At 62.4% G+C, this 14,450-nt stretch carries 15 protein-coding genes; 9 read left to right on the top strand and 6 right to left on the bottom strand.

Annotated elements, in window-relative coordinates:
- The first annotated feature begins 2 nt into the window (after window positions 1-2).
- Together C4J89_RS11945 and C4J89_RS11940 are read left to right on the top strand one after the other, a co-directional pair.
- Window positions 3-254, top strand: coding sequence for a type II toxin-antitoxin system HicA family toxin (locus C4J89_RS11945; RefSeq protein WP_124414503.1), 252 nt, complete (start codon window positions 3-5; stop codon window positions 252-254).
- The gene (locus C4J89_RS11940) at window positions 251-616 is read left to right on the top strand and encodes a type II toxin-antitoxin system HicB family antitoxin (RefSeq protein ID WP_124362545.1); all 366 of its coding nucleotides are present in this window, start codon (window positions 251-253) and stop codon (window positions 614-616) included. The genes C4J89_RS11945 and C4J89_RS11940 overlap by 4 nt, the downstream gene beginning before the upstream one ends.
- Here the strand turns inward: C4J89_RS11940 and C4J89_RS11935 are convergent.
- The 4 genes from C4J89_RS11935 to C4J89_RS11920 all read right to left on the bottom strand — a co-directional run bounded on the left by C4J89_RS11935 (window position 583) and on the right by C4J89_RS11920 (window position 5,726).
- Complete coding sequence (locus C4J89_RS11935; protein WP_124414502.1) at window positions 583-1,788, bottom strand: MFS transporter; 1,206 nt, start codon at window positions 1,786-1,788, stop codon at window positions 583-585. The two genes, C4J89_RS11940 and C4J89_RS11935, sit on opposite strands and share 34 nt — an antisense overlap.
- Before the next feature lie 39 nt (window positions 1,789-1,827).
- A complete protein-coding gene (locus C4J89_RS11930) occupies window positions 1,828-3,183 on the bottom strand; it encodes an MATE family efflux transporter (RefSeq protein WP_124362543.1) in 1,356 nt (451 codons plus the stop codon).
- A 162-nt stretch (window positions 3,184-3,345) separates the two neighbouring features.
- Window positions 3,346-4,650, bottom strand: coding sequence for a hypothetical protein (locus C4J89_RS27000; RefSeq protein WP_177413009.1), 1,305 nt, complete (start codon window positions 4,648-4,650; stop codon window positions 3,346-3,348).
- Window positions 4,651-4,892: 242 nt separating this feature from the next.
- Complete coding sequence (locus C4J89_RS11920) at window positions 4,893-5,726, bottom strand: IclR family transcriptional regulator (RefSeq protein ID WP_177413008.1); 834 nt, start codon at window positions 5,724-5,726, stop codon at window positions 4,893-4,895.
- Window positions 5,727-5,965: 239 nt separating this feature from the next.
- Here C4J89_RS11920 and C4J89_RS11915 point away from each other — a divergent pair, with 239 nt between their 5' ends.
- Genes C4J89_RS11915 through C4J89_RS11885 form a run of 7 tightly spaced genes read left to right on the top strand, consistent with a single transcriptional unit; the run spans window position 5,966 to window position 12,405 of the window.
- A complete protein-coding gene (locus C4J89_RS11915) occupies window positions 5,966-6,994 on the top strand; it encodes an ABC transporter ATP-binding protein (protein ID WP_124414500.1) in 1,029 nt (342 codons plus the stop codon).
- Window positions 6,991-7,836 carry an ABC transporter permease gene (locus tag C4J89_RS11910; RefSeq protein ID WP_124414499.1) on the top strand — a complete coding sequence of 282 codons (846 nt, stop codon included), beginning with the start codon at window positions 6,991-6,993 and terminating at the stop codon, window positions 7,834-7,836. The genes C4J89_RS11915 and C4J89_RS11910 overlap by 4 nt, the downstream gene beginning before the upstream one ends.
- Before the next feature lie 4 nt (window positions 7,837-7,840).
- Window positions 7,841-8,635, top strand: coding sequence for an ABC transporter permease (locus C4J89_RS11905; protein ID WP_124414498.1), 795 nt, complete (start codon window positions 7,841-7,843; stop codon window positions 8,633-8,635).
- The gene (locus C4J89_RS11900) at window positions 8,635-8,925 is read left to right on the top strand and encodes a (2Fe-2S)-binding protein (RefSeq protein WP_124414497.1); all 291 of its coding nucleotides are present in this window, start codon (window positions 8,635-8,637) and stop codon (window positions 8,923-8,925) included. Before C4J89_RS11905 ends, C4J89_RS11900 begins: the two co-directional genes overlap by 1 nt.
- Window positions 8,922-10,265, top strand: coding sequence for an NAD(P)/FAD-dependent oxidoreductase (locus C4J89_RS11895; RefSeq protein ID WP_124414496.1), 1,344 nt, complete (start codon window positions 8,922-8,924; stop codon window positions 10,263-10,265). Before C4J89_RS11900 ends, C4J89_RS11895 begins: the two co-directional genes overlap by 4 nt.
- Window positions 10,266-10,315: 50 nt before the next feature.
- The gene (locus tag C4J89_RS11890) at window positions 10,316-11,359 is read left to right on the top strand and encodes an FAD-binding oxidoreductase (protein WP_256681812.1); all 1,044 of its coding nucleotides are present in this window, start codon (window positions 10,316-10,318) and stop codon (window positions 11,357-11,359) included.
- A gap of 14 nt (window positions 11,360-11,373) precedes the next feature.
- On the top strand, window positions 11,374-12,405 hold the full coding sequence (locus C4J89_RS11885) for an ABC transporter substrate-binding protein (RefSeq protein WP_124414494.1): 1,032 nt from the start codon (window positions 11,374-11,376) through the stop codon (window positions 12,403-12,405).
- On the opposite strand, the gene nadE is transcribed toward C4J89_RS11885, so the two are convergent.
- Together nadE and pncB are read right to left on the bottom strand one after the other, a co-directional pair.
- Window positions 12,406-13,221 carry an ammonia-dependent NAD(+) synthetase gene (gene nadE, locus C4J89_RS11880; RefSeq protein WP_124414493.1) on the bottom strand — a complete coding sequence of 272 codons (816 nt, stop codon included), beginning with the start codon at window positions 13,219-13,221 and terminating at the stop codon, window positions 12,406-12,408. It abuts the gene before it with no gap.
- A 1-nt stretch (window position 13,222) separates the two neighbouring features.
- A complete protein-coding gene (pncB, locus tag C4J89_RS11875; RefSeq protein WP_124414492.1) occupies window positions 13,223-14,440 on the bottom strand; it encodes a nicotinate phosphoribosyltransferase in 1,218 nt (405 codons plus the stop codon).
- Between the last annotated feature and the right edge of the window lie 10 nt (window positions 14,441-14,450).

Raw genomic sequence — 14,450 nt, 5'->3', positions numbered from 1 at the left:
CCGTGTCCAAAAATGAAAAGCTGCTCGCCAAACTGCTCAATGAGCACATGGCATTCACCTGGTCTGAACTCGTAACCCTGTTAAGTCGACTGGGTTACACCCAGATTGAAGAGGCTGGAAGCCGGGTCAAATTCGACATTGGCGACCCCAATGCAATGATCACCTTGCACAAGCCTTACCCCGGCAACGAACTGAAACACTACATTCGGCGCCAAATCATCGAACAATTGAAATCAGGAGAACTGATTCAGTGAACAACCAGCTGAAACACAAAGGCTACATCGGCTCCATCGAAGCCAGCCTCGAGGACAACTGCCTGTTCGGCAAAATCCTGTTCATCAAGGCCCTGGTGAGCTACGAAGGCAAAACCGTCGCAGAGTTGGACGCGGCCTTCCAAGAGGCGGTGGACGATTACCTCGCCACCTGCCAGTCGCTCGGGCAAACTCCTGAAAAGCCATGCAAGGGCTCGTTCAACGTACGCGTCGGCCATGACCTGCATCTGGCGGCAGCGTTGGCGGCGAACCGCAAGAAAGTGACGTTGAACGACCTGACACGCCAGGCGCTGGATGAGTTTCTACACCATCATTTCCCGCAGCCTTGCGCGGCGACTGGCTGACTGCCCAACCGCCGATACCCCAGCACCGCCGAACCCAACACGACCAGCCCCGCCGCCAGTGCCACCCAGAACCCGCTGGCGGCGCCAAAGTGGTCAATCATCCAGCCGGAGCTGGCGGCGCCGATGGCCACCCCGATGCTCAGGCCGGTGATCAGCCAGGTCATGCCTTCGGTGAGGCGGCTGGGTGGGACGACTTGCTCCACCAGCGCCATGGACACGATCAGGGTTGGGGCGAAGAACAGCCCGGAGATAAAGATCGCCACGGCCAGCCCCGGAATGTCGGTCACCAACAACAATGGCAACGTCGTCACCGCCGTGGCCACGCCGCAGTACAGAAACTGCCGGGGCAGCGGCGCCTTGAGCTTGAGCATGCCGAAGGCCAAGCCTGCCAGGCAGGAACCGATGGCGTAGACCGACAACACAATACTGGCTGCCGTCGGGTGGCCCGCCTGCTGGGCGAACGCGACACTGACCACATCCACCACACCGACGATCACACCCATGGCGAGCAACAGGGTCATAAGGATCAGCACCGACGGCGAGGCGATCAACCAGCGCCCCTGGTGGTCATGACGTGCATGCACCGGCGGTTCAGTAGCGCGTTGCAATACGAAAGTGGTCACACCCACCGCCAGCAATATGGCCGCCACCAAAGGCCCGGCCTCGGGGAACAGCACCACACTGAGGCCGACGGAAATGGGCGGGCCGATGATGAAGCACACTTCATCGAGCACCGACTCCAGGGCAAATGCGGTGTGCAGCTTGGGCTGGCCACGGTACAGCTCGGTCCAGCGCGCCCGCACCATCGCCGACATATTGGGCATGCAGCCGGCCAATGCGGCGAACAGGAACAACGTCCAGCCTGGCGCCCGCAAACGCGTGCACAGCAACACCATCAACAACGCGCCGCCACCGATCGACGCCGCAATGGGCAGCACCTTGCCCTGGCTGTAGCGGTCCACCAGGCGCGACACCTGCGGTGCGCAAAACGCGGTGGCCAACGCGAATACCGCCGCCACCGAACCCGCCAGGCCGTAACCGCCATGCACCTGCGAGAGCATAGTGATCAGGCCAATCCCGGTCATGGAGATCGGCATGCGTGCCAGCATGCCCGCCAGCACAAAAGCGCGAGCGCCTGGCACCTGGAACAGCTCGGCGTAAGGGTTAGCCATCGATAAAGCGCCTTCTCTGCTTGGGTGGGCAACCTTTTATCACAGCAGCCGCTTGATCTGCTTGTGCCGCCATACCAGGCGGTAATACGCGGTCTGCAGCACCAGCATCGCCAGGTAAGTCACCGGAAACGCCATCCACACGCCTTCGAGGCCAAAATGCGCATTGAACAGGTAGGCCACCGGCAATTCCACGCATAGCACACAGAAAATCGAGATGGCGACCGGTATCAACACCACACCGCTGGCGCGCATGATCCCGCCGATAACGGCCTGGAAACCGAACACCAGGATGCTCCACAACATGATGTGCAACAGGTGCTCAGCGTTGACGCGCGCGGCGGCGTCGGTGATGAACAGCCCCAGCAGCCAATGCGATAGCCCATAGCCGAGCACGATCAGGCCACCGGTAAGGGCGGTGTTGATCAACAGCCCGGTGCGCAGGATAGGCCCGATGCGCTCCAGGCGCCCGGCGCCAATCGCCTGGGCCCCCAGGATCGAGGCGGTGATAGCAATCGACAGCGCCGGAAACTGCACGTAGTTGACGATCTGCGTCACCGCGCCGTACGCCGCCGTCGCCTGGGAACCGTGGCCGTTGACCAGCGCCAGGATGACCAGTTCCGACAACGACAGCACCACCATCTGCAGGCCTGTCGGCAGGCCGATGCGCAGGACCTTGCCGAGGATCACCCGGTCCAGGCGCAAGGCGGCGAGCATGTCGCGATCCGGCGCCATCACCGAGTTTTTGTGGCGCAGGCGCAGGATCAGAAACAGCATTGCCAAGGCATTCCCCGCCAGCCCCGCGTACGCCGCACTCTGGATGCCCATGGGCGGCAGGCCGATCCAGCCGCGAATCAGCGCTGGCGTCAGCAGCAAACCCACCAGGGTCGACACCATCAAGGCCAACAACGGTGAAACGGTATCGCTGACGCCGCGCAGCAACTGGGTATAAAGAATGAATACCAGCAGCAGCGGCATGATCAGCATCATCACTTGGGCGTAGCCCACCGCATCGTCAAGCACATCGACAGGGGTTCCCAACGCCTGCAGCGCGGGGCGAGCCAACAGGCTGCCAAGCAGGGCGGCAACCAGGCCCACCAGCGCGCCGAGGGTCAGCGTGGCGCCGGTGATCACCTTGACCATTCCCGTCTCCCGGGCGCCCCAGGCCTGGCCGATCAACACCGAGGCGCCAGCCCCCAGGCCAATCACCAGAGCAATGAAGAAAAACACGATGGGGAACATGCCCGACACCGCCGCCAGCGCGTGGGTACCCAGCATCTGCCCGACATAGATACCGTTGAGCGTGCCGGAAAAGCTTTGCAGAAAGTTGGACAGCACCATCGGTGCCAGAAAAAACAGATAGACCTGCCACAGCGGTCGTTGTTGGATGACTTCCATGATGATTCGGGGCCCTGGGTCTCGGTGGTGTCGTCAATCGCTTGAGTCTATTGGCGCTGAACCGCGAATGCTACGCCGACATGACGATCCCACTGCACAAGCCTCAAGCACCGACGGCTGCTACCTGAGTCACCGGAAGCAGCCGTTGGCGCTCAGTCGATACTAGCCACCCGCAGCCACGGAGTAATTACCCACAGATGCGCTGGCGTCAGGCTTGGCGCGCTCTGGGGAGGACTCTTTCTTGATCATATGGTCGATGTTAACCATGTCGAAACGTTTATCTTCAGCGCCTGGCGTACCGTCTTCCCGAACGCCGATATCCAACTCGCGCAATAATCCCGGACGATTGAGCAACTCCAAGGCCACTTCGCGCGCTTGCGGGCTGAACGTTCGGTCGGACGGAATAAGACCCGCCGCCTCTTTCAACTCATTGACATTGACATAATCATCAGTCCCACCGGCGGTAAACTGCCTGAAATTATCTTTCACGGCCTGCAGAAGTTCGGCGTTGCTATTTGTGCGGTACTCACTCGCTGCATCGCCCAGATCCTGCCGGGCAATACTGCCGTCAAGTGTGCCAGTGCGGCCTTGATCAAGGGTCTTGAACAGTTGGCCCCGCTCCAGCAGCTCCTGCGCGATAGCGGCATCCGCCGCGCTGATAGGCCGACCATCCAGAGCGTATCCCGACGCTGCAGCACTCAGTGACGCGTCAGTGATCGTCCCCGTTGAGGGGTCTTGCAGGTTGCTGAAATGGGAGAGCACTTTGGCCGATAAGGCTTCGTTACTGTCATTCGCATACGGTCGCTGCCCTGTCGTCGTGGGGTTCCACTGCTGACTGACTGGCATCCCCGCATAGAACGGCTGCTGCGCCCCGAACGCTCGTGGTGCAGGTGGCGACGCGTCCCAGCCTTCCATGCCGCGCGGCCCATTGGAGAAAGGCCGTTCGCAGAACGCAGGAGCAAACTGCTGGTTGACTCTCTGTTGCTGCATCGCGCTGGTATAGCGCGCGCCAAACTCCCCTGTTGGCTGTTGCATCGCGCCGTTATAACCCGGTGACCGATAGCCACGTGCGCCTTGCTGAGCTAACTGGTTGATGGCTAGCTCTACATCCTCTTGGTTGATCAGCCCGTCTTCCTGCCCGCCGTTCTGAACGCCATCAAAGAGGCGTGGGAGGTCGCCCCTGCCCAATATATCCCTGGCAAGCAACGTCATCTGATCATGGTAACCACCGTCTACCAGTGGACGATTGGCAAAGTCAATAAGCGAGTCTCGCGTAACGAAAGCAGCTCCAGACGAGAAGTATTCAAAATTGCGTAGCAGCAACTCTGCGACTGCCGAATTGGAATAAATGCTGGTCATGTTGCTCGGCATGTTCGCAGTAGCCTTGCGCTCATAGTCGGCAGGGGTATATCCGAAGCTCTGTGCGGGTGGAGGCGAATAGAGCGGCTGGTTGAAGTTAGGATTCATTGCAACACCTCATGTCTTGGACGTAACAACTGCTTAACCAGGCCAGTAAGCCCTCGATTCAGCTACCTCTTGGTGGCAACCGAAAACAGTGCAGTTCCAAATAAACATGCAGTTACACGCAAGGAATTTACCGTCGCACGCAAAGTAAAAGCCTGTGCAACGATGCGAAAAAGAATGGCATTTGCGTAGGACCGATCTGAAAAGCCCCGCTCTCTCATATACGCTTTCGCATCAGAAATGGACTACCCACCAAAGGCCTGCGAAGGCCGGCGCAACGTCGGATCAAACGGATTGATCCGTGGCCCGATCGCCGCCGCCTCGCGCTTCAACAATTCCACCACCATCGGCAAACGGCTCGGCCCCAGGCGATCACTGATGGTCGCTACGCTCAACGCCGCCACCGCATGCCCGTCACGGTTGAGAATGGGCACCGCCAGCCCGGCCATGCCTTCGAGCACGCCCGTGTTGCGCGCGGCATACCCCAGGCTGCGCACATTCTCGACCTCCGAACGCAACAGCACCTCGTCGTACACATGGAAATCCTTGAGCCGTGGCAGGTTGTAGCGGATTACCGTTTCGCGCTCTTCCTCGGGCAGGAATGCCAGGATCGCCAGGCTGCCCTGCCCCACGCCTAGCGCCACGCGCCCACCGATATCGCCGGTGAAGGTACGGATCGGGTACGGGCCTTCGCTGCGGTCCAGGCAGATTGCGTCGAAGCCACTGCGGGCCAGCAGGAACAACGAATCGCCCAGCGACGCACTCAAGCGCAACAGGCTTGGCCGTACCAGGTCGCGCAGGTTGCCGGTTTTGCCGGCATTCGCCGCCAGGGCAAAGAACTCCAGGCTCAGGCGGTAGCGCTTGCTGCGCGCGTCCTGCTCGACCATGCCTTCGTCCATCAGGCTGCGCAGCAGGCGGTGGGTGGTCGGCTGCGAGAGGCCGACCTGCTGCGCAAGTTGGGTCACGCGCTCACCGCCTTCAGGCACTTCACCCAGGGTGCGCAACACCGCAAACAGGCGGGAGACGCCGCCTGACCCGACTTCCCTGGCAGCTTCATTCCGCTCAATGGAATTTTCCACGCTTAATCTCCAATTAAATTCTGATGAATGAATAAAACTGAAAATAATCATCCATTCAGTGAAATGCCGTCTTCCGTCCACTCTAGTCTTCGTCCTAATCTGCGTCCACAGGGGCGAAATGAACAACAACCGGCAGCCGACCGAAGATCGAGCGCCAACGCACCCGCAACGGTTCTTTCGCATCTGCCCAAAACAAAAAAAGCGCGTTTCGACGCGACTCAAACAGGTGGAACGCAGACATGGCATTTCTCCAACTCCGCGCCTTGAGCAAACGCTACGGCACCGTCGATGCGGTGGTCGCCACCGACCTTGCGGTGGAAAAAGGCGAATTCGTTTCCCTGCTCGGCCCCTCGGGTTGCGGCAAGACCACCACCCTGCAGATGATTGCCGGCTTCGTCGACGTGAGCGGCGGGCAGATCCTGCTCGACGGTCGCGACATCACCCATGCCAAGCCCGCCAGCCGGGGCCTGGGCGTAGTGTTCCAGAGCTATGCGCTGTTCCCGCACATGACGGTGCGCGACAACGTCGCCTTCGGCCTGAAGATGCGCAAGGTGCCCGCCGGCGAGATCGCCGCCAAGGTCAAGACCGTGCTGGAGCTGGTGCGCCTGGCCCCCCATGCCGAACGCTACCCCCGGGAGCTGTCCGGCGGCCAACGCCAGCGCGTGGCCTTGGCCCGAGCGCTGGTGATCGAGCCGCCGGTGCTGCTGCTGGATGAGCCGCTGTCCAACCTCGACGCCAACCTGCGCGAAGAAATGCAGTTCGAAATCCGCCGTATTCAATGCGCGGTGGGCATCACCACCTTGATGGTCACCCACGATCAGGCCGAGGCGCTATCGATCAGCGACCGCGTGGTGGTGATGCAGGCCGGGCGCGTGACCCAGATCGATGCGCCCTACCGGTTGTACGAGCACCCGCGCACACGGTTTATCTCGGACTTCGTCGGCAAGGCCAATCTGCTCGCCGGCGACTACGATGCCCTGGGCACCCCGCAAGTGCGCCATACAAGCGGCGCTGGCGCGCTGACTCTGAGCCTGCGCCCGGAGAAAATCCAACTGCTGGACGCGGGCTCGGGACGCTTGCAGGGCAAGGTGCTGGACCGTTACTTCTTCGGCAGCCAGTGGCTGTACCGGGTCCATACCGACCTCGGCGAAATCACCGTAGTACGCAGCAACGACGGCAGCGCGCCGCTGGGCAACGGCGCGGCAGTGGGCCTGGATTGGCAGGCGGATCTGTTGCGGGTCTTGGCGCCGGACGAGGTGCAGCCATGAGCCGGGGCTACTTGCTGTCCCTGCCGGCGCTGGTGCTGTTTGCCGGGCTGTTGGTGCTGCCGCTGGGCCTGACGCTGGTGCTGTCGTTCAACGTGTTCGATTACCAGGTAGGCGTGAAGGCCGATGAGTGGACCTTCGCCCATTACCTGTCGTTGTTCAGTGATGCCTACTTCTACGAGATCTTCTGGCGCACCTTCTGGATCAGTGCGCTGGTCACCCTGTTGTGCGTGGTGATCGGTGTACCGGAGGCCTATATCCTCAGCCGCATGGACACGCCATGGCGCTCGATTTTCCTGATCCTGATCCTCACGCCGTTGCTGATTTCGGTGGTGGTGCGCGCCTTTGGCTGGAGCCTGCTGCTCGGCGCCGACGGGCTGGTCAACCAAGTGATCCAGATGCTCGGCGGCCGCCCGGTGAAGCTGCTGTACACACCGTTCGCGGTGATCATCGCGCTGGTGCATGTGATGCTGCCGTTCATGATCATCCCGGTCTGGACCTCCTTGCAGAAGCTCGACCCGTCGGCTGAACAGGCCGCATTGTCGCTGGGTGCCAGCCAGGCCACCGTGATGCGCAAGATCGTCTTGCCCCAAGTGATGCCCGGCGTGCTGTCCGGCACCCTGATTGTGTTCGGCCTGGCCGCCAGTTCGTTCGCCATCCCCGGCCTGCTCGGCGGGCGCCGCCTGAAAATGGTCGCCACGGTGGTGTACGACCAATACCTCTCGGAACTCAACTGGCCCATGGGCGCGACCATCGCCGTGGTGCTGCTGTTGGTCAATCTGCTGATCATGCTGAGCTGGAACCGCATGGTCGAAGGCCGCTACAAAAAGTCCCTGGGGGTTTGAGCGCATGTCTAGAAACGGTCCTTTGGCCCTCAGTTTCCACGCCCTGGTGGTGGTGTTCATGCTGGCACCACTGGTGGTGGTGTGCCTGGTGGCCTTCACCCCGGAAAACACCTTGAGCCTGCCCACGTCGGGCTTCTCCCTGCGCTGGTTTCGCGCGGTGTTCGAGCGCGCCGACTTTATCCAGGCGTTCTATAACAGCCTGATCCTGGCGTTTACCGCCGCGACGCTGGCCACGCTGATTGCGGTGCCGGCGGCTTTGGCGATCAGCCGTTATGCGTTTCCAGGACGGGATTTTTTCAGTGCGCTGTTTCTGTCGCCGATCATCATCCCGCACCTGGTCCTGGGCGTCGCCATGTTGCGCCTGTTTGCGCTGATGGGCGTGAATGGCAGCTTCACCTGGCTGATGCTCGCCCATGTGGTGATCATCACGCCCTATGTGCTGCGCCTGGTGCTGGCGGCCGCCATCGGTATCGACCGCAGTGCCGAACAGGCCGCAGAATCCCTCGGTGCCGGCCGCTTTACGCTGTTTCGCCAGATCACGCTGCCGATGATTCTGCCGGGCGTGGCCGGTGGCTGGCTATTGGCGTTCATCAACAGTTTCGATGAGGTGACCCTGTCGATATTCGTCAGCTCACCGGCCACGCAAACCCTGCCGGTGCGCATGTACGTGTACGCCACCGAGTCCATCGACCCGATGATGGCGGCGGTCTCGGCGCTGGTGATCGCGCTGACGGCGGCAACCATGATTCTGCTCGACCGGGTGTACGGCCTGGACCGCGTGCTGGTGGGGAAACACTGATGGCCCTGTTCAAGCGACTCGCTGAAACCCAGCGCCCTGCCCTGGCATTCACCTTGGACGGCCAACCGGCCGCAGGCCTGCTCGGCGACACCCTGCTGACGGCAATTCTGACCTGCGCCGAGCATCTGCGCGGCAGCGATTTCAGCGCGGAGCGCCGTGCCGGTTTCTGCCTGATGGGCGCCTGCCAGGACTGCTGGGTGCGCCTTGCAGACGGGCGCCGCGTACGCGCCTGTTCGACGTTACTGGAAGAGGGCCAGGCGATCAGCCGTGAACCGGGGCGCCACACATGAAACCGATTGTGATTGTGGGCGCAGGCCCGGCCGGCATCACGGCGGCGCGAACCTTGCTCGACCATGGCATCAAGCCGTGCCTGATCGATGAAAGCCTGCGCGGCGGCGGGCAGGTCTATCGGCGCCAACCGGTGAGCTTCCAACGCTCGGCCAAGCAGCTCTACGGTTTTGAAGCGGGCAAGGCCCAGGCCGTGCATCGCACCTTGGACGAGCTGGCACCGCTGATCGACTATCGCCCCGACACCCTGGTGTGGAATGCCGAAGACACATGCCTGGACACGCTCACAGAGGGCCGTGCCGAGCGCGTCGAGTACTCGCGGGTCATCGTCGCCACCGGGGCCACCGACCGTATCCTGCCGGTGCCAGGCTGGACCTTGCCCGGCGTCTACAGCCTGGGCGCCGCACAGATTGCATTGAAATATCAGGGCTGCGCCATTGGCGAGCGCGTCGCGTTCTGTGGTTCGGGGCCCTTGCTGTATTTAGTGGCTTACCAATATGCCAAGGCCGGCGCCCAGGTTGTGGCGGTTCTCGACAGCGCGCCGTTCAGCGCCCAATGCCGTGCGCTGCCGGCCCTGCTCGGGCAGCCGCTGACCCTGGCCAAGGGCATGTATTACCGCGCCTGGCTGACCGCCCACGGGGTTGCCGTGCATCAGGGCGCAACCCTGCGGCAGATCGACGGTGAACAGCGGGTCAGCGGTATTCGCTGGGGCGAACAGCGCCTGGCGTGCGACGCCGTGGCCTTCGCCCACGCGCTGCGCAGTGAGACGCAACTGGCAGACCTGCTCGGTTGCGCGTTTGCCTGGAACCGCCTGAACCGGGCCTGGTTGCCGCGCCGCGACAGCGCCGGGCGCAGCAGCGTGGCGCAGGTTTACCTGGCGGGCGACGGTGCCGGCATCATGGGCGCCGACGCGGCGCAATTGGCCGGTGAGCGTGCAGCGCTGGCCGTACTGGAAGATATCGGCAAGGGGGTCGATCAGCGTCGCATCACCCAGTTGGAACAGCAACTGGCGCGCATCCAGCGCTTTCGCCAGGGCCTGGAAACCGCGTTTCCCTTCCCTGAACAATGGGCCGCGCAGGCATCGGATGCGTTGACCCTGTGCCGCTGCGAAGAAGTCAGTGTGGGCGAGGTGCGCGCTGTGGTGGATGAAGGCCACTGGGAGATCAACCGGGTCAAGGCCCATTGCCGCGTCGGCATGGGCCGCTGCCAGGGGCGCATGTGCGGGCTGGCGGCGGCGGAGATCGTCGCCGAGCGCAGCGGGCGGAGCATTGAACAGGTCGGGCGCCTGCGTGCCCAGGCGCCGATCAAGCCGCTGCCGTTCGGCGTGCAGGTGCAGCCGTGATCGACGTTATTGTGTTGGGCGGCGGGATTGTTGGCGCGTCAGCGGCCTTGATGCTTGCGCGCCAGGGTCAGCGGGTGGCGCTGGTCGAGCGCGACTTTTGCGGCTCGCATTCCAGCGGCGTGAATTACGGTGGGGTGCGGCGCCAAGGACGGCCCTTGCATCAGTTACCGCTGTCACAGCGCGCCCATCAGCTGTGGGCCGACCTGCCTGGATTGATCGGCATCGACGGCGAATACGTGCGCTCCGGACACCTGAAACTGGCGCGCAGTCATGGGGATTTTGCCGCGCTTGAAGCCTATGCCGCGCACACCCGTGGCTTTGGCCTGAACCTGCAATTGCTCGATTACACCCAGTTGCGCGAGCGCTTCCCGTGGGTGGGCGATATCGCAGTGGGCGCCTCGCTCTGCCCCGACGACGGCCACGCCAATCCGCGCCTGGTATCGCCGGCCTTCGCCCGAGCGGCGCAACGCAGTGGCGCCTGCGTTTATGAGCAGGCAGAAGTGAGCCGCATCGACCATGACGGCCAGCGCTTCCAGGTGCATTGCGCCAATGGCCTTCACCTGCAGGCGCCATGGCTGCTCAACTGCGCAGGTGCGTGGGCCGGCAGCGTCGCCGCGCAATTTGGCGAACCGGTGCCGATGATCTCGGCACACCCGGCGATGTTAGTGACCGAGCCGTTGCCGAGGGTGATGAACGTGAGCACCGGCGTCGAAGGCGGCGGCATCTATGCGCGGCAAGTGGCGCGCGGCAACTGCATCCTCGGCGGTGGTCGCGGCTTCGCCCTTGGCCCGCAGCAGGCCCGGCCCGGCCACGCAGCGGTGCTGGAGATCCTGCGCAATGCGGGTGAGCTGTACCCATTCCTGCGGGGGGCCCAGGCCATCCGTACCTGGAGCGGCACCGAAGGTTATCTACCCGATCATGAACCGGTGATCGGCCCCAGCAGCACCCAACCCGGCCTGCTCCACGGTTTCGGTTTTGCCGGCGCCGGGTTCCAGCTCGGCCCTGCGGTCGGTGAAGCCCTGGCAGAGATCGTCTGCTCGGGTGCCAGCCGCCAGCCCATTGAAGCGTTTTCCATCCGTCGTTTCCAAGCCTGAGAGGAAAAAATCCCATGAACCCACGTACCGCGCTGTCCTGCTTGTCCCTCGCCTTGCTCGCGTCCAATGCCCATGCCGCGTCCACGCTGTACCTGGGCATGAACGGCGGCACCATGGAACGGGTCTACGCCGATAAAGTGCTGCCTGCCTTCGAAAAGGCCAACGACGTCAAAGTGGTGATTGTGCCGGGCACCTCGTCGGACATTCTTGCCAAGGTGCAGGCCAACAAGGACAACCCGCAGATGCATGTGATGTTCCTCGACGACGGCATCATGTACCGCGCCATCTCCATGGGCCTGTGCGACAAACTGGCGCCCAGCCCGACCCTGGAGCAGATCCCGGCCAAGGCAAAAATCAAGGACCAGGCCGTGGCCGTGACCCTCGGCGTTACAGGCCTTGGCTACAACGCCAAAATGTTCAAGGAAAACGGCTGGGCCGCGCCCACCTCCTGGATGGACCTGGCCGACCCGCGCTTCAAGGAAAAAGTGGTGTTCCAGTCTCTGGCATCCTCCACCTTCGGCTTGCACGCTTTCCTGATGTTCAACCGTATCCAGGGCGGCAGCGAGGCCGACGTGGAGCCAGGCTTCAAGGCGTGGCCGAAGACCGTCGGCCCCAACGTGCTGGAATACATCGCCAGTTCGGCAAAAATCTCCGAAATGGTGCAAACCGACGAAGCGGCGATCTTCCCCCTGACGCCGACCCAGGTTGCCACCCAGAAGCTGCTCGGCGTGCCCATGGAATACGCGCAACCCAAGGAAGGCGCAGTGGTGCTGAACGTGGCCGAATGCGTGATTGCGCGCAATGACCAGCCGGAACTGGCGCAGAAGCTCGCGGCGTTCCTGCTCAGCGCCCAAGCCCAGGCGCCAGCACTGGAAGACGGTGACCAGATCCCGTCAAACCCGACCACGCCGACCACCGACAAGACCCGCGCACGGGTCGAGGCGATGCAGGGTTACCTGCAGACGGCGATTTCGATCGATTGGGACCAGGTCAACCAGGCACGTCCGGAGTGGAACGCGCGATGGAGTCGATCAATCGAGCGTTGATCACAACGGCACGAAAGGTAGCGCGCGTTTGTGCGCTGTCTTGCTGTAGGCCGCCTCGACTAATCCCCTCACCCGCTCACTCACCGGCTCGCCCATCAGGTACGCATCGATTTCTTCATACGAACAGCCGTAGGCGTCCTCATCCAGTTTCCCCGGTGCCAGTTCTTCAAGGTCTGCGGTGGGCGGCTTGTACGCCAGGTTCGTTGGAGCGCCGAGGGCCGTGCCCAGCAGGCGCACCTGGGTTTTGGTCAGGCCGAACAGCGGCGCCAGGTCGCAGGCGCCGTCGCCGAATTTGGTGAAAAAGCCCATCAGCGCTTCGGCCGCCTGGTCGGTGCCGACCACCAGACCATTGTGCAGGTTGGCGACCGCGTATTGCGCGATCATGCGCGCACGGGCCTTGACGTTGCCCTTGATGAAATCGAGTTGGGCGGCGCTGGCCTCGGCAGCGGCCAGGCTGGCCATCAGGCCGTCGACACTGGCCGCGATGTCGAGGGTGTCGATATGGTCCGGCAGGATAAAGTCCAGGGAAGCCTGGGCATCGTGTTCGTCGCCCTGGGTCTTATAGGGCAGACGCATGGCGATAAAGCGCGCGGCGTAGTCTTCTTCGCGCAGTTGCTGCGCCGCCAGCTGGCACAGGCGGCCGGCGACCAGTGAGTCGACACCGCCGCTGATGCCCAGCACCAGCGCCTTGCAGCCTGAATCGCGCAAGGTGGTCTTGATGAAGTCGATACGCCGTTGAATCTCCTCGGGCTCGCCACCTTTGCCCAGCGAGCGGTTGACGTTCAGTTCACGCGCGATCCGTTCTTGAGTTTGCATGTCATTCCTCCACGCTACCAACGTTGAATACTTGTGCCGCGTACTGCAAAAACGACGGGTCTTCGCAGACGTTCTTGACCGGGTCATCGGAGAATTTCACCACCGGCTCACCGTGTACCCGCACCAGCTTCATGACGATACTCAGCGGCTCGACGCCGTCCACATCACAGGCCAGGCTGGTGCCCATGCCGAAGCCGAACCGCGCCTTGCCACGGATGTGTCGCAGGATCGGCAGGCATTTTTCGAAATTCAGACCATCGGAGAACATAAGGTCTTTGGTCATGGGGTCGATGCCGAGTTCCTTATATCTGGCCAGGACTTTGTCGGCCCAGGCGATGGGGTCACCCGAGTCCTGGCGCAGGCCGTCGTAGAGCTTGGCGAAGTACAGGTCGAAATCCTTGAGGAAGAAATCGGTGCTGATGCAGTCGGTCAGGGCCATACCGAGACGGCCACGGTACTCGCGCACCCAGTTCTCCAGGGCGGCGTTCTGGCTTTCGCGCAGACGGCCCAGTTGCTGATGCACCATCAGCCATTGGTGGGCCATGGTGCCAATCAGTGGCAAGTTGAATTCGTAGGCCAGGTGCGCATTGCTGGTGCCAAGGAACTGGCCGGGAAAGTCGCGGCGCATGATGTCGACGACTTCGCGCTGGGCCTTGAATGACAGGCGCCGGCGGGTGGAGAAGTCGGAAACGCGCAGGTCGGCAAGTTCTTCACGGCTGAGATTCTTCTCCAGCCAGTCGAACTTCTGATACAGCTTGCGGGTGACATCTTCGAGGGTCACGTCAGGGTATTTGTCGCGGTTGCGCAGTTCGCTGACCAGCGCCAGGACCGGTTGCTCGAACATGATGCAATGCAGCATCGGGCCGATCACGCGGATGTTCAGTTGGCCGTCTACTTCACTGACGTGGATATAGCGCAGGTCGAAGCGAAACAGGCCGAGGAAGCGCTCGTAATCCGGCGTGAGGTATTCGCGAAAACGCGGGTTGAACAGGAAGCGCAGCTCGCCTTCGCGCATCTGCAGGCCGGCAAGCTTTTCCAGTTCGGTTCGCAACGCCGGGATCAGGTGGCCGAGCTTTTCCCTGGAGCGGACGATGAAGTTGTATTCCACGTCTACGTTGGGATGCTGGTGCAGCACCGCCTGCATCATGGTGAAGGTGTAGTAATCGGTGTCGAGCAAGCCCTGGATGACCGGGGGTTTATCGTCATACGCGCTTTCCATGGTGAGTCTC

This window comes from Pseudomonas sp. R4-35-07, assembly GCF_003852235.1.
Taxonomy (GTDB): domain Bacteria; phylum Pseudomonadota; class Gammaproteobacteria; order Pseudomonadales; family Pseudomonadaceae; genus Aquipseudomonas.
This window is presented reverse-complemented; position numbering and strand designations above follow the sequence as displayed.

Bases quoted from the DNA above. Each gene is read 5' to 3' on its own strand.
- C4J89_RS11900 (WP_124414497.1), top strand. From the start codon at position 8,635: ATGGCCCTGTTCAAGCGACTCGCTGAAACCCAGCGCCCTGCCCTGGCA.
- nadE (WP_124414493.1), bottom strand. From the start codon at position 13,221: ATGCAAACTCAAGAACGGATCGCGCGTGAACTGAACGTCAACCGCTCG.
- C4J89_RS11895 (WP_124414496.1), top strand. From the start codon at position 8,922: ATGAAACCGATTGTGATTGTGGGCGCAGGCCCGGCCGGCATCACGGCG.
- C4J89_RS11890 (WP_256681812.1), top strand. From the start codon at position 10,316: ATGCTTGCGCGCCAGGGTCAGCGGGTGGCGCTGGTCGAGCGCGACTTT.
- C4J89_RS11885 (WP_124414494.1), top strand. From the start codon at position 11,374: ATGAACCCACGTACCGCGCTGTCCTGCTTGTCCCTCGCCTTGCTCGCG.
- C4J89_RS11905 (WP_124414498.1), top strand. From the start codon at position 7,841: ATGTCTAGAAACGGTCCTTTGGCCCTCAGTTTCCACGCCCTGGTGGTG.
- C4J89_RS11910 (WP_124414499.1), top strand. From the start codon at position 6,991: ATGAGCCGGGGCTACTTGCTGTCCCTGCCGGCGCTGGTGCTGTTTGCC.
- C4J89_RS11935 (WP_124414502.1), bottom strand. From the start codon at position 1,788: ATGGCTAACCCTTACGCCGAGCTGTTCCAGGTGCCAGGCGCTCGCGCT.
- pncB (WP_124414492.1), bottom strand. From the start codon at position 14,440: ATGGAAAGCGCGTATGACGATAAACCCCCGGTCATCCAGGGCTTGCTC.
- C4J89_RS11915 (WP_124414500.1), top strand. From the start codon at position 5,966: ATGGCATTTCTCCAACTCCGCGCCTTGAGCAAACGCTACGGCACCGTC.
- C4J89_RS27000 (WP_177413009.1), bottom strand. From the start codon at position 4,650: ATGAATCCTAACTTCAACCAGCCGCTCTATTCGCCTCCACCCGCACAG.
- C4J89_RS11930 (WP_124362543.1), bottom strand. From the start codon at position 3,183: ATGGAAGTCATCCAACAACGACCGCTGTGGCAGGTCTATCTGTTTTTT.